The 13809-nt window shown below is 34.6% G+C and carries 14 protein-coding genes; all 14 read right to left on the bottom strand.

Features of this window, described 5'->3' with window-relative positions; translation table 11 throughout:
- Positions 1 to 23 precede the first annotated feature (23 nt).
- Positions 24 to 335: a flagellar hook-basal body complex protein FliE gene (fliE, locus tag E3U55_RS05195; protein ID WP_228547474.1), complete on the bottom strand. Its 312-nt coding sequence runs from the start codon at positions 333 to 335 to the stop codon at positions 24 to 26.
- Between the two features lie 15 nt (positions 336 to 350).
- A complete protein-coding gene (flgC, locus tag E3U55_RS05200; RefSeq protein WP_134339439.1) occupies positions 351 to 806 on the bottom strand; it encodes a flagellar basal body rod protein FlgC in 456 nt (151 codons plus the stop codon).
- Between the two features lie 2 nt (positions 807 to 808).
- A complete protein-coding gene (flgB, locus tag E3U55_RS05205) occupies positions 809 to 1198 on the bottom strand; it encodes a flagellar basal body rod protein FlgB (RefSeq protein WP_134339290.1) in 390 nt (129 codons plus the stop codon).
- 321 nt (positions 1199 to 1519) lie between these two features.
- Positions 1520 to 2299 (bottom strand): GTP-sensing pleiotropic transcriptional regulator CodY, encoded by a 780-nt coding sequence (gene codY / locus E3U55_RS05210; protein ID WP_134339291.1) that lies wholly within the window; start codon positions 2297 to 2299, stop codon positions 1520 to 1522.
- 28 nt (positions 2300 to 2327) lie between these two features.
- Positions 2328 to 3719, bottom strand: coding sequence for an ATP-dependent protease ATPase subunit HslU (gene hslU / locus E3U55_RS05215; protein ID WP_134339292.1), 1392 nt, complete (start codon positions 3717 to 3719; stop codon positions 2328 to 2330).
- A 4-nt stretch (positions 3720 to 3723) separates the two neighbouring features.
- Entirely contained in the window at positions 3724 to 4284 is a 561-nt protein-coding gene (gene hslV / locus E3U55_RS05220; RefSeq protein ID WP_134339293.1) for an ATP-dependent protease subunit HslV, read from the bottom strand.
- Between the two features lie 18 nt (positions 4285 to 4302).
- A complete protein-coding gene (gene xerC, locus E3U55_RS05225; protein ID WP_228547475.1) occupies positions 4303 to 5199 on the bottom strand; it encodes a tyrosine recombinase XerC in 897 nt (298 codons plus the stop codon).
- Between the two features lie 313 nt (positions 5200 to 5512).
- The gene (topA, locus tag E3U55_RS05230; protein ID WP_134339294.1) at positions 5513 to 7588 is read right to left on the bottom strand and encodes a type I DNA topoisomerase; all 2076 of its coding nucleotides are present in this window, start codon (positions 7586 to 7588) and stop codon (positions 5513 to 5515) included.
- A 103-nt stretch (positions 7589 to 7691) separates the two neighbouring features.
- A complete protein-coding gene (gene dprA, locus E3U55_RS05235) occupies positions 7692 to 8594 on the bottom strand; it encodes a DNA-processing protein DprA (RefSeq protein WP_134339295.1) in 903 nt (300 codons plus the stop codon).
- Between the two features lie 68 nt (positions 8595 to 8662).
- Positions 8663 to 9565 carry a succinate--CoA ligase subunit alpha gene (gene sucD / locus E3U55_RS05240; RefSeq protein ID WP_134339296.1) on the bottom strand — a complete coding sequence of 301 codons (903 nt, stop codon included), beginning with the start codon at positions 9563 to 9565 and terminating at the stop codon, positions 8663 to 8665.
- Positions 9566 to 9581: 16 nt separating this feature from the next.
- Complete coding sequence (gene sucC, locus E3U55_RS05245) at positions 9582 to 10742, bottom strand: ADP-forming succinate--CoA ligase subunit beta (protein ID WP_134339297.1); 1161 nt, start codon at positions 10740 to 10742, stop codon at positions 9582 to 9584.
- 127 nt (positions 10743 to 10869) lie between these two features.
- Positions 10870 to 11136 (bottom strand): EscU/YscU/HrcU family type III secretion system export apparatus switch protein, encoded by a 267-nt coding sequence (locus E3U55_RS05250; protein WP_134339298.1) that lies wholly within the window; start codon positions 11134 to 11136, stop codon positions 10870 to 10872.
- Positions 11133 to 12986: a hypothetical protein gene (locus E3U55_RS05255; RefSeq protein WP_134339299.1), complete on the bottom strand. Its 1854-nt coding sequence runs from the start codon at positions 12984 to 12986 to the stop codon at positions 11133 to 11135. Before E3U55_RS05255 ends, E3U55_RS05250 begins: the two co-directional genes overlap by 4 nt.
- 15 nt (positions 12987 to 13001) lie before the next feature.
- Positions 13002 to 13772 (bottom strand): ribonuclease HII, encoded by a 771-nt coding sequence (locus E3U55_RS05260; RefSeq protein WP_134339300.1) that lies wholly within the window; start codon positions 13770 to 13772, stop codon positions 13002 to 13004.
- Positions 13773 to 13809: the final 37 nt, after the last annotated feature.

Raw genomic sequence — 13809 nt, forward strand, 5'->3', positions numbered from 1 at the left:
ATTTCATGGCTAAATCCTAATTATTATAGTTGCATTCGCATAACTTCTTTATAAGCTTCAATAGCCTTACTTTGAACTTGAGTTGCAGTCTGTAGTGTCACGCTTGCTTTCTGAGCAGCGATCATAACTTCATGCAAGTCATTAATTTCACCATTAACCAAAGCATTTGTTTTTTGATCAGAGACATTTTGTGCTTCGTTTACTTTATTAATGGCTTGTTTTAATGCATTAGCAAATTGATCATGAGTTTGGCTTGGCGACACTTGATTAATCATCTTACTGTTGTTCATTGCTTTAATATCACTTTTTAAAAATAAAGGATTTATTGAGTCCAATTAGATACCCTCCTACTAACGTCCAATTTCAAGAGCTTTCATAAGCATTCCTTTCGAAGCATTTAATGCAGTCACATTAGCCTCATATGCTCTTGTCGTACTCATCATATTAATCATTTCTTTTAATGGGTCTACATTTGGCATGGCAACATAACCATTTTCATCTGCGTCTGGATGGTTCGGGTTATACACCTGTTTAAACGGTGCAGGATCTTCTTCAACCCCACTCACTCTTACACCATTACCAGGAGAATCACTTTGATTCATAGCTTTCTGTAAAAATGAATTGAAATTTGCACCTCTTGGCTCTTGAGTCACAACTTTTCGACGGTAAGGTTCCCATTCACCATTCTCATTTAATCTAGCTCTTGTTGTATCAGCATTTGCTAGATTTGATGAAATAACATCCATTTTAAAACGGTTAGCAGTAAGGGCACTTCCACTTGTATTCATTCCATCAAAAATACCCATCATTAGTTACCTCCTCTAAGCACTTCTTTTAAAGAGTTAAATTTACCATTAATCCTCTCTACCAATGCCTCATAATATAGTTGGTTTTGAGCAAGTTCTGTCATTTCCTTGTCAATATCCACACTATTACCATTGTGATTATATGTAACATTTTGTCTTGTTGAAACTTCTATATTGTTTCTTTGGTTAGAGAAAGGTAAATGTTTAACGTTAGTACGTTTTGCTTCTAGACGGCTTTGTTCATTTGATAATTGTTGTTTAAAATTCACGTCTTTAGCCTTGTAATTAGGTGTATCAACATTGGCTATATTCTGTGCAATCGTTTTATTCTTGAGTGATGAATAACTTAATCCTCGTTCTAAGTTGTTTATGGTTTCGCTAAACAATTTCACAAACAACACCTCACGATCATTGTTATTATTTATAAAATATCCGAAAATTCTGTAAAATTCAACATATTTTACACTAATGTTACAAATTTATGTTTATATTATTACATAAAACGCGCTGTAATGATATACTTCAATGCTATTTTTATGAAAATTGTCGAACATTTTTCAAATTATTATTTCTATTATTTTCCTGTATTATAGGGCCATTTTCTTAAAGATAATACCAAAAACTAACCACATAAAAAAATGCCCTCCTTAGCTACAAGTTTATCCGTAGCTAAAAAGGGCATGTCCTATAATTATTGAGTATTTAGACTCAATTTATTTAATGCTATGCTTCTCTAATTCAAATAAGAATTTGTCATTTAGAACTTTAATGTAAGTTCCTTTCATTCCTAATGAGCGTGATTCAATAACTCCAGCACTTTCTAATTTACGTAGTGCGTTTACAATAACAGAACGAGTTATGCCAACTCGGTCTGCAATTTTACTAGCAACTAATAATCCCTCATTACCATCTAATTCTTCAAAGATGTGCTCGATTGCTTCAAGCTCACTATACGATAAAGAGTTAATAGCCATTTGTACAACAGCTTTACTTCTCGCTTCTTCTTCGATTTCTTCAGATTTTTGGTGAAGAATTTCCATACCTACGACTGTAGCAGCATATTCAGCAAGTAGAAGATCGTCTTCTTCAAAGCTGTCTTCTAAACGACTTAATATTAAAGTACCTAGTCGTTCACCACCACCAATAATAGGCACAAGTGTAGTCAATCCATTCTTAAATAACTCTTTATTTTCTACTGGGAAAGCTGTGTATTGGCTATTAATGTCAAGGTTCGCTGTTGTTTCATTAATGTTAAAAAGCTGTTGGGTATATTCATCTGGAAAACGGCGATCTTCAAGCATTTGTTTCATTCTGTCATTTTCAATTTCCTGATTAATCGCAAAACCTAGTAATTTACCTTTACGACTTAGAACAAATACATTAGCAGCAATAACATTTCTCATTGTTGCTGACATATCATTAAAATTCACTGCATTTCCTTTCGTTTTTTGTAACATTGCGTTAATGGTTCTTGTTTTCTCTAATAAATTCATGGTACATCCTCCTAAAATTATTTAACTTTTATAATATAAACTGAGATAGGTCTTTATTTTTCACAATATTAGTTAGCTTTTCATCTACATACTGTTCAGTTATTTCAATTGTTGCTAAGTTGATATCTGGTGCCTCAAATGATAAATCTTCAAGTAATTTTTCCATTATAGTATGAAGTCTTCTGGCACCAATATTATCTGTTTCTTGGTTAACTTCAAAAGCAATTTCAGCAATACGTTTGATAGCATCACCTTTAAACTCCAGGTTAATTCCTTCAGTTTCTAATAAAGCTGAATACTGTTTAATAATTGCGTTAGATGGTTCAGTTAATATATTGATAAAATCTTCAATCATAAGCTTATTCAGTTCTACCCTAATAGGGAAACGTCCTTGTAGTTCAGGGATTAAATCTGAAGGTTTAGCCATATGAAAAGCACCAGCAGAAATAAATAACATATAGTCAGTTTTTACTGCACCATACTTTGTCATAATGGTCGAACCTTCAACTATCGGTAGTATATCTCTTTGAACCCCTTCTCTTGAAACATTGGCTTGACCTTCATCTTTTCCGCATACTTTATCAATTTCATCAATAAATATAATGCCAGATTGTTCTGCTTGATCTATAGCAACTTGATGAATGTCATCTGTATCAATCAATTTCTCCGCTTCCATTTGAGTTAGTACTACTCTAGCTTCTTTAACAGGTAAGCGACGTTTCTTTTTCTTTTTAGGCATGAGTTGATTAAATGCATCTTGCATGTTCATACCCATTTGTTCTATACCCGAACCTTGTAACATATCAAACATAGATGATTGCTGTTCCTCAACCTCTATAGTCACCATCTGATCTTCAAGTTCACCCATCTCCAATTGATGCTCAATGCGTTGTCTTTGGTTCATGACATCAGATTCTTCATAATCATCCTGATTAGCTTGTTCCTGTTCTGAATTATTAAACAACATTTCAAAAGGGTTTTTCACTTGAGTGTTTTTCTTCTTAGATGGTACTATTAATTTTACTAATCGCTTGTTAGCCAATTTTCTTGCTTCATCTTGAATCTCTAACATCTTCTCTTCCTTGACCATTCGAACACTGGTATCTACTAAATCTCTAACCATTGATTCAACATCTCGACCTACATAACCCACTTCTGTAAATTTAGTCGCTTCAACCTTAACAAAAGGTGCTCCGACAAGTTTCGCAAGTCTTCTAGCTAATTCGGTCTTACCCACACCAGTAGGACCAATCATGAGAATATTTTTAGGAACTATTTCGTCTCGAATGTCTTCTGGCATTTGCATTCGCCGATATCTATTTCTTAGAGCTACAGCCAAAGCTTTCTTTGCATCGCTTTGACCGATAACATATTGATCAAGCTTTTCCACAAGTTGTCGTGGTGTCGCCTTTGTGCTCATTGAATTATTCTCCTTTATCATCTAAAGTTTCTAAAACAATTTGATCATTTGTGAAGACACAAATCTCACTAGCAATTTGTAAGGCCGCTTTTGCAATTTCCTCTGCACTTTGGTTTTCCCCAAAGCGCTTAAGAGCTCGCCCTGCACTTAGCGCATAGTTACCTCCTGAACCGATCGCTAATACCTCATCATCAGGTTCAATAACTTCACCTGTACCCGACACTAAAAGCATTGTGTCATGGTTCATAACAATTAACATCGCTTCGAGCTTACGTAACACCTTATCACTACGCCATTCTTTAGCCAATTCAACAGCAGCTCGTGATAAATTACCACTATATTTTTCTAAATAAGCCTCAAATTTTTCAAACAAAGTGAAAGCATCTGCTACTGAACCTGCAAAGCCGGCTAAAACTTTACCATTAAATAATTTACGAACTTTTCTAGCCTTATGTTTCATGACAACAGCATTACCTAAAGTAACTTGGCCATCACCACTCATAGCGGCTTTACCTTTATGTAGTACTGCAAAAATAGTTGTTGCATGAAATTGTTGTTGTTCCAATTCACATCTCCCCTATAATCATGATCTTGGATGCGCATTTTTATAAATCTTTTGTAAATAGTCACTAGTGACATGAGTATAAACCTGAGTAGAAGATAAATTCTCATGTCCTAGCATATCTTGAACTGTTCTTAGATCTGCACCTTCATTTAATAAATGTGTAGCAAATGTATGTCTTAATTTGTGTGGATGAATAGTTGATGATAAGGAAGCTCTTTTTATCATTTCATTTAGAACATACCTTACTCCACGATCAGTTAATGGCTGTCCTCGATGATTCAAGAAGACATACTCTGTATGATCAGCTTTATTTAATAACTGGTTCCTGCCATCATTAATATATTGATTAAGAGAATGGCTTGCAAAAGAACCAAACGGTATATATCGTTCTTTACTGCCCTTTCCAAACACGAGAACGGTATTTAAACTAAAATCAACATCACTTAGCTTCAATTTAACTAATTCATTCACACGCATGCCAGTGGCATATAAAACTTCCAGAATAGCTTGATTTCTTTGCCCTAAATGAGTAGTTAAATCTTCAACTTCAAACAGTTTAACTAACTCTTCTTCGTAAAAAAATTCTGGAATGTTCTTTTTCATTTTTGGCATTGAAACAAACTTGAAAGGGTTTTGTTTAACAGTTCCCTCAAGTTCTAGAAAATTAAAGTATGAACGTAAGCTCGATATTTTTCTAGATACTGATCGTCTTGATAATTCACCATCATATAATTCTGTTAAAAAAAGTCTAATATTTAAATGATTTATTTCATTGAGATTATCGATTACTTCTCTTTTTAGAAAGTCGTGAAATTGCTTAACATCTCTGATATAATGATTTATCGTTATAGGAGAAGCATTTTTCTCTACTTTCATGTAATTTTGAAATAACTCAACGCTTGAAGGATAAGTCACCTTGAAGCTCCCCTTTCAAAACGTTTAAATCTTATCAAACTTTTCAAAGTATTTCAACAATTATTAATTGTTTGTCATAATAATTTCACAATACTTCAACATCAACAATCGCATATTTTATATGATGGTTAATTGTAAGTCAATTTAAAAAACTTGACTAAATACATCTTTCACAATATGGATACAAAATATTCAATGTATTGCAATTTCATTGGAAAAATGTGATAACAAAATATGAAGTTCGTTTAGACACAAAAATGCCTCACCCTATTGTGGAAGCACCACATTAGAGTGAGGCATTACTTTTAATTATTTATTGTTGTGCGTTTTCTTCATAATCACATTCCGTACAAGTTACTTGTGTACCTTTTTTCTTTTTCTTTTCAACTAATAAAGAATTACACTTCGGACATGGTCGGTCAATTGGTTTATCCCATGATACAAAATCACATTCAGGGAATTGATCACACCCATAGAAAGTTCGTTTCTTTTTACTTTTTCTTTCTACGACATTTCCCTCTTTACACTTAGGACACTTTACACCAATTTCTTTAAGTATAGGTTTTGTGTTGCGACAATCTGGGAAGTTTGAGCAAGCTAGGAACTTTCCATAACGCCCCATTTTATAAACCATTTCATGACCACATTTTTCACAATCGACACCTGCTGGTTCATCTCTTACTTCAACTTTTTCGATTTCTTCTTCGGCTTTTTCAAGGCGCTTCTCAAAATCTTCATAGAATGTGTTAATGATTTCTCGCCATTGTTTAGAGCCTTCTTCTACATCATCTAAGTCATTTTCCATTTTAACTGTAAATTCCACATTAATAATTTCAGGAAAATACTCTTTTATTAAATTAATTACAATTTCACCAAGCTCAGTTGGGATAAAGCGACGGTTATCAAGGGCTACATATCCTCTACGTTGAATTGTATCTAACGTTGGAGCATATGTTGACGGTCGGCCAATTCCTTTTTCTTCTAAAGTCTTAACTAAGCGTGCTTCAGTATATCTTGGAGGCGGCTGTGTAAAATGCTGATCTGGTTGTATGTCTTCGGCTTTAACCACATCGCCTTCCTTCATCGGTGGTAAAATCTTATTTTCTTCTTTCTTATTATCATCAGTTCCTTCAATGTAAAGCTTCATGAACCCTTTGAACTTGATCTCAGAACCTGATGCTCTAAATTCAATATCGTTATTATAAAGGTGAGCAGTTACTGTATCAAGAATAGCCGGTGCCATTTGGCTTGCCATAAATCGTTCCCATATTAATTTATATAGGCGATATTGATCTCTTGAAAGTTTTTCTTTAATGGCTAATGGTGCTCTATTCGGTGATGTTGGACGGATTGCCTCGTGCGCATCTTGAGCACCTTCACTTTTCTTTGCCTTACGGTTAGGACCTAAGAACTCTTTACCGTAATTTTCATTAATGTAAGTACTTGCTTCATTTTTCGCTGTATCAGATATACGGGTTGAGTCTGTACGCATGTAAGTAATTAAACCAGTTGTACCTTCACGACCACCTAAATTAATACCTTCGTATAACTGCTGAGCAATCATCATTGTTTTCTTAGCTCGAAAGTTTAGCTTTCTAAAAGCTTCTTGTTGTAGAGAAGAGGTTGTAAAAGGTAAAGCTGGATTACGTTTTCTTTCTCTTTTGTTTACTTTTTTAACATCAAAGTTTTTACCATCTAATTGATTCAGTACTTGATCTACAGCTTCTTTGGATTTTAATCCTTGTTTTTCTCCATTTACACCATAAAACTTTGCTTCAAAGTCTTTTTTCCCTTTTTTGAAATGGCCTGTAATTGACCAGTATTCTTCTGGTTCAAAGTTTTTAATTTCATTTTCACGATCAATAATCATTTTAACTGCAACGGATTGTACACGCCCGGCACTTAATCCTTTTTTTACTTTCTTCCATAGTAAAGGACTAATATTGTAACCAACAAGTCGGTCTAATACACGACGAGCCTGCTGAGCATTTACTAAATCCATATCAAGTGTTCTTGGATTCTTAAACGAAGATTTAACAGCATCTTTTGTTATTTCATTAAAAACCACTCGACATGGCGCATCTTCCTGAATACCAAGTGAATGAGCTAAGTGCCATGCAATCGCTTCCCCTTCGCGGTCGGGGTCAGCTGCGAGATAGACTTGTTTGGCTTTCTTAGCAGCTTTTTTCAGGTCATTTAAAACAGGACCTTTTCCTCGAATAGTAATATATCTAGGTTCAAAATTATTTTTTACATCAACACCCATTTGACTTTTGGGTAAATCTATAACGTGACCCATAGATGCTTTAACACTATATTTTTTACCTAAATAACGTTCTATTGTTTTGGCTTTAGCTGGTGATTCTACTATAACTAAATAATCTGACATGTACCGAATCCTCCTACGAGGTATTTTGCTTTAATTAAATCTGTTTCATTATTAAATAAATTTATATAGTTTGTCAAACTTCAATTTTCGACAAACATGTGTTTCACACTTTTTCTTGCAGGTAAATTAAATGATTTTCAACATACCAATTTGTCAATTCTTCTGGTTTAACTAAAGGTATAGCACCATCTTGAATGAGTTTCAAACAACCCTGTGCTTGATCTAAAAATATCGAATCAGGAATGGAAAATACTTCTTTGCCTTGTTCGAGTGCCTGATCGGCTGTAATCATTGTACCACTTCTCTCAGAAGCTTCAATAATTATAGTAGCTGCCGAAAGTCCACTTATTATTCGATTTCTTTCTGGAAAATACCATTTTTGTGGTCTTAACTTTGGGTGATACTCTGTTAAGATAAGTCCCGATTCAATAATTTTATTAAATAATAGCTGATGCTCTTTAGGATAAATGTGATGGTATCCGAACCCTAATATTGCTATGGTAGAACCATTATGACTAAGTGCATATTGATGGGCCATAGCATCTATACCATATGCAAGACCACTAACAATTGCGATGTTGTTTTCCACGGTTGGTTTAAGAAATAAATCGATTTTATGAGAAGCTGATTGTGAAGGGTTGCGTGTACCAATAATAGAAACTTTTGGCATTCTTAATAATTCTTTATTCCCTTTCCAATACAAAATTAACGGGGAATCCGGAATTTCTCTTAATTCAATTGGATAATCTGAATCAAAAAAAGTGATTGGATTTTCCTTCTTATAATCTAAATAGTTTAACTCAATATGTCTTTTTGAATTTAAATAATAATGTAAAGATGTTGCTTGACTTGGGTGTAAATGAAAGGTTTGTTGAAGTTCAGTTGGGGAATGTTGATTAATTCTCTCTAACATTGGGTCATAACTCAAATAAGCATGGATTTTTCTTCTGTTCATACCCTTAAACTGCATCAAATGATACAGCTTAAATGATAAATTGTCATTCAATAAAAATCACTCCTTTAATTGAAAATTCCCCGAGAATAAGTAATGACCTATTTTCGGGGAATTAATTATTAATGAGTTTTTGTTTTTTCTAAAAGGTCATTCTCTTTTAATACTTCAATCATTGTTTCTCCCATTACGGCAGGTGTTTCAGCAACTTTAATACCGCACTCTCTCATTATGCGCTGTTTTTCTTCAGCTGTACCTTTACCACCTGAGATAATTGCACCAGCGTGACCCATACGTTTTCCTGGAGGAGCTGTTGCACCACCAATGAATCCAACAACTGGTTTAGTCATATTAGCTTTAACCCATTCAGCTGCTTCTTCCTCAGCTGTACCACCGATCTCACCAATCATCATAACTGCGTGAGTATCTGGGTCTTCATTAAATGCTTTAAGTACGTCAATGAAGTCTGTACCGTTTACTGGGTCTCCACCAATACCTACAGCTGTAGATTGGCCGTATCCTTCCTCAGAAAGCTGATGTACAGCTTCATAAGTTAATGTACCAGAACGAGATACTACACCAATGTGACCTTTTTTATGAATATATCCTGGCATAATACCAATTTTACATTCATCTGGTGTAATAACACCTGGGCAGTTTGGTCCAACTAAGCGTGTTTTCTTACCTTCCATATAACGCTTAACTTTAACCATATCTATAACTGGAATATGTTCTGTAATACAGATGACAAGATCCATTTCAGCATCAACTGCCTCCATGATTGCATCTGCTGCAAATGGAGCTGGTACATAAATTACAGATGCGTTTGCGCCTGTTTTATCTACTGCATCTTGTACAGTGTTATAGACAGGTACACCTTCTACTTCTGTACCGCCTTTTTTAGGAGTAACACCAGCAACAATGTTTGTTCCATATTCAAGCATTTGCTTTGTATGGAATTTCGCTGTTCCACCAGTGATACCTTGAACTAATACTTTAGTATCTTTATTAATAAAAACGCTCATTTTCGCCCGTCCTTTCTTATTTTACTAGTGATACGATTTTTTCAGCTGCATCTGCCATAGATTCTGCAGACGTGATGTTAAGTCCAGACTCATCTAAGATTTTCTTACCTAACTCAACATTTGTTCCTTCTAAACGAACGACTAATGGAATTTCTAAACCAATTTGTTTAGTTGCCTCAACTACACCTTCAGCGATAACATCACATTTCATGATTCCACCGAAAATGTTAACAAGGATTCCTTTTACACTGTCATCAGATAGAATAATCTTGAATGCTTCTGTAACCTTTTCAGCTGTCGCACCGCCACCAACATCTAAGAAGTTAGCTGGTTCACCGCCGTGATGCTTAATGATGTCCATCGTAGCCATAGCTAGTCCAGCACCATTAACCATACAACCGATGTTTCCGTCTAGAGCAATGTAGCTCAAGTCATATTTAGATGCTTCAATTTCCTTCTCATCTTCTTCATCTAAATCACGAAACTCCAGAATATCTTTTTGACGGAATAAAGCGTTATCGTCAAAGTTTAGTTTTGCATCTAACGCCATTACCTCACCATCACCAGTTGTAACTAGTGGGTTAATTTCAGCGATTGAGCAATCTTTCTCAACGAATACTTGATAAAGGCTCATCATAAACTTAACTGCCTTACCTAATAATTCGTCAGGGATATTGATGTTAAAAGCTAATCTTCTAGCTTGGAAAGGAGTTAATCCTGTTACAGGATCAATCACTTCTTTGAAGATTTTTTCTGGTGTTTCTTCTGCTACTTCTTCAATCTCAGTTCCACCTTCTTCAGAACCCATCATAACGACGCGAGAAGTTGCACGATCTAATACAACACCTAAGTAATATTCTTTCTTTATGTCGCATCCTTCTTCGATAAGAAGACGTTTAACTTCTTTACCTTCAGGACCAGTTTGGTGTGTTACTAATGTCTTACCTAAGATTTCATCCGCATATTCACGAACTTCATCTAAATTCTTTGCGATTTTTACACCGCCAGCTTTACCACGACCACCTGCGTGGATCTGTGCTTTTACAACAGAAACATTTGAACCTAATTCTTCTGCAGCTTGAACTGCTTCGTTAACAGAAAAAGCTACTTTACTATTAGGAACTGCAACGTTGTACTTGCGGAAAATTTCTTTCGCTTGGTACTCATGAATGTTCATGTTACATCCTCCCATCAATCTGTTACTACAAATTAAAAATATATTGGCTTCATTATTAAAACCACACCGTTTTTATTATACATAAAAATAGTCATATACAAAAGAAACTAATCGTATTAATTCGAATTTATTTATATTTTTTATCTGTTTGATATATAAATGCAAAAACTTCAGCTACGACTTGATATAAATCTTCTGGTATTTTTTCGTTAATATTAATTTCATTCATCAATTGAACTAGTGCATCATCTTCATAAACTGGCACATTTGAATTCTCTGCTCTTTCAAGTATCTCTTCAGCAATAAGTCCCTGACCCTTCGCAACAACTTTTGGGGCCTGATCTTGTTCCTCATCGTACCTTAAAGCAATGGCTTCTTTTCTTTTATTTTTCATATTCGAAAATCCACTCCTTGCTGCCATTCATTCGAAGTGTATTTTATCGACTTTTCTTTATTATGCTCTTCATGAATTGACTTAAATTGGACTTGAACGGATGAGTAATCCTGTTTTTGTAATTTGTCATTTAATGACGCGATTAAAGGTTTTGTAAGCAACCTTAGATGTTCAGGCTGGTCATGATAAACACTTAAATCCACATGTCCATTTTGTACATGCATGTCCATAATTGTTTCATTTAAATTTGGCAAATCTAAATAAAATATAACTCGACACTGTTTTGGATGAATGGTTCCATCTTCTTGTTTTTTTCCCTCAAACTCCATAAATAAATCTTGATTTAAATTGAACATATCTTTTGGGAATTGTATCGTAAAACTGGTTAAATCTCTTTGACTTATATCTGTATTAGAAAGGTGTATGGAATTAATGATTTGATTCATTTGTTGTAATGATTCATTAAATGCTGTTTGATTAGTTTGTCCTTGTACAGATCGAATTAAGGATGATAAGGACGGATAATCCTGGTTAGGGCTTGCCTCAGCTTGTGTCATTTGTAAAAAGCTCTTTATATGACTTAAATTAAAATCCACGTTTTGTGGAGAATTAAGCGAAACCATCGATTGCCAAAAAGATAAGCCACGTTGTTCCGTTGATGATACTTGAGAATTAATTAGTTGATTAATTTGATTCAACAATTGCTGGCCATCAGAAGACTGAAGTAATTGTTGTACTTGATTCCAGTTTTGATTTGAAACAAAAGATTGTAATTGTTGCATGACTGGTTGGATGTGATCAGGTAATTTCGCACTCATTTGATTCCATAGAGTAGAATCTAAACCACGGCTTAGCAAGTTTTGTTGATATGAATTAACAGATGAATTCTGAACCTGAACTAACTGCTGAGCTATAGATTTCATTAATTGCAATTGTTTTGGGTCGTTAATAAACTGCTGTTGACTAAGTTGACTAATCGACTCTGCTATTTGATTGGCGGAATAATTAAATGGCAAAGGTGGTAAAGAAGATTGTTGGCTTCCAGCTGATAATTGAATTTTGTTTTGTTTAGCCCAGTTTGACCACGTATTAGACCATTCTTGATAAGTCATTTGGTTAGAAACTAGTCCTGCTTTTTGTAACATTTGAAAAGTCGTATGAGAACCCTGTCCAACTTCCTTTAATGTTTGAAATACAAAAGACTCTAGTAACTTTTGATTACTTATTGATTTTGAAGATAGCAAATCTAGTCTATTACTTAGTTGGCATAGTTCTTGGCTTTGTCCAGACTGTTGGATTTGTGTTTGTAGTTGGTCAACAATCTGTGTGAACGCCAACGGTTGATTGATTCTTTGGTGTATACTATTAAACACCTCTTGATTTAAAGGTAGTTGCCGTTGAACCATTTCTGATAGAATCTGTTGTTGGTTTGGTACATGGTTAGCTTTTGCTAATTGAATGAGAGAATCGATGTTGTTCGTTTGCAGTGGCAGCTGTTGCTTTAACATATTTGCTAACAAGGCATGTTCAGCTTTAGATGCTTTAACACCAGATAGATTAAGCAACGTTTGAGCCGCTTCATCGTATGAAGCAACTGATTGTTGATGAACAACTTGAAGTTGCACAGCAGGCGAGATACCCTTTACTTGAAGTAAGTAATTTTGGTTAGCTTGTAATGAAGCATCTAATTGTGCAACGACTTGATGACCAGATAAATTGATCACCGCTTTATTACCTGGAAAAAACTTCATAACTCTCCCTGTAACAACCTGACCTTCTTTTAAAGTTAATGTATTTGATTGTCGATGGTCTAGCTTTGTTGTCGGAATCATACGATTAACTTGTTTCATCCAACATTCACCTTCTTATGTATATTGGCGTACTGGTTCAAATGAGCGTCGATGGTATGGCGTAGGGCCATGTTCTTCTAAAGCTTTAAGGTGAGCTCGAGTTCCATAACCTGAATTATTCTCAAATTGATACATTGGATATTGTTCACCTATTTTCGCCATCCATTGATCGCGTGTTACTTTGGCAATAACACTTGCTGCAGCTATTGAGATACTTTTAGAATCACCCTTGATGATAGACTCTTGCTCAATACTAATATTTTCTAAACTCATGGCATCAATTAATAAATAATCTGGTTTTTGATTAAGAGATTCAATTGATCGAGTCATAGCTAATTTAGTTGCTTGATAAATATTATAGTAATCAATCTCCTTCGCACTGGCTTCTCCAACACCTACAGCTAATGCTTCTTCTTGAATAATTCGATAGAATTTTTCTTTTTGTTCATGAGATAACTTCTTAGAATCATTTAAACCCGGTAAATAGAAATCTTTCGGTAAAATGACAGAGGCTGCCACAACTGGTCCTGCCAATGGTCCCCTACCTACTTCGTCTATTCCCGATATAAATTGATACCCTTTATAGTGTAATGCCGTTTCTAACTCACTCATTTTTATAAATTGTTCATGCAAAATTGTCTCTTTTTCTTTTTCCTGACTATATTTCTTAATTAATTGCTGTACACCTTTTCGTTCGTCTTCGATAATACGGTTAAACCAATTTGTAGAAAATTGATCTTCTTCAAGTGTTTTCTTGATGACAGCAATCGTTTCTTTTTTAGTCACAATATCCCCCGCTTATATTTATTATCGGATTGTATAC

This window comes from Filobacillus milosensis, from assembly GCF_004402015.1.
GTDB lineage: Bacteria > Bacillota > Bacilli > Bacillales > Alkalibacillaceae > Filobacillus > Filobacillus milosensis.

Excerpts from the sequence above, each read along its gene's own strand:
- flgC (WP_134339439.1), bottom strand. The coding sequence starts at position 806 with ATGGGTATTTTTGATGGAATGAATACAAGTGGAAGTGCCCTTACTGCT.
- hslU (WP_134339292.1), bottom strand. The coding sequence starts at position 3,719 with ATGAGCACAAAGGCGACACCACGACAACTTGTGGAAAAGCTTGATCAA.
- topA (WP_134339294.1), bottom strand. The coding sequence starts at position 7,588 with ATGTCAGATTATTTAGTTATAGTAGAATCACCAGCTAAAGCCAAAACA.
- codY (WP_134339291.1), bottom strand. The coding sequence starts at position 2,299 with ATGAATTTATTAGAGAAAACAAGAACCATTAACGCAATGTTACAAAAA.
- E3U55_RS05250 (WP_134339298.1), bottom strand. The coding sequence starts at position 11,136 with ATGAAAAATAAAAGAAAAGAAGCCATTGCTTTAAGGTACGATGAGGAA.
- E3U55_RS05255 (WP_134339299.1), bottom strand. The coding sequence starts at position 12,986 with ATGAAACAAGTTAATCGTATGATTCCGACAACAAAGCTAGACCATCGA.
- sucC (WP_134339297.1), bottom strand. The coding sequence starts at position 10,742 with ATGAACATTCATGAGTACCAAGCGAAAGAAATTTTCCGCAAGTACAAC.
- sucD (WP_134339296.1), bottom strand. The coding sequence starts at position 9,565 with ATGAGCGTTTTTATTAATAAAGATACTAAAGTATTAGTTCAAGGTATC.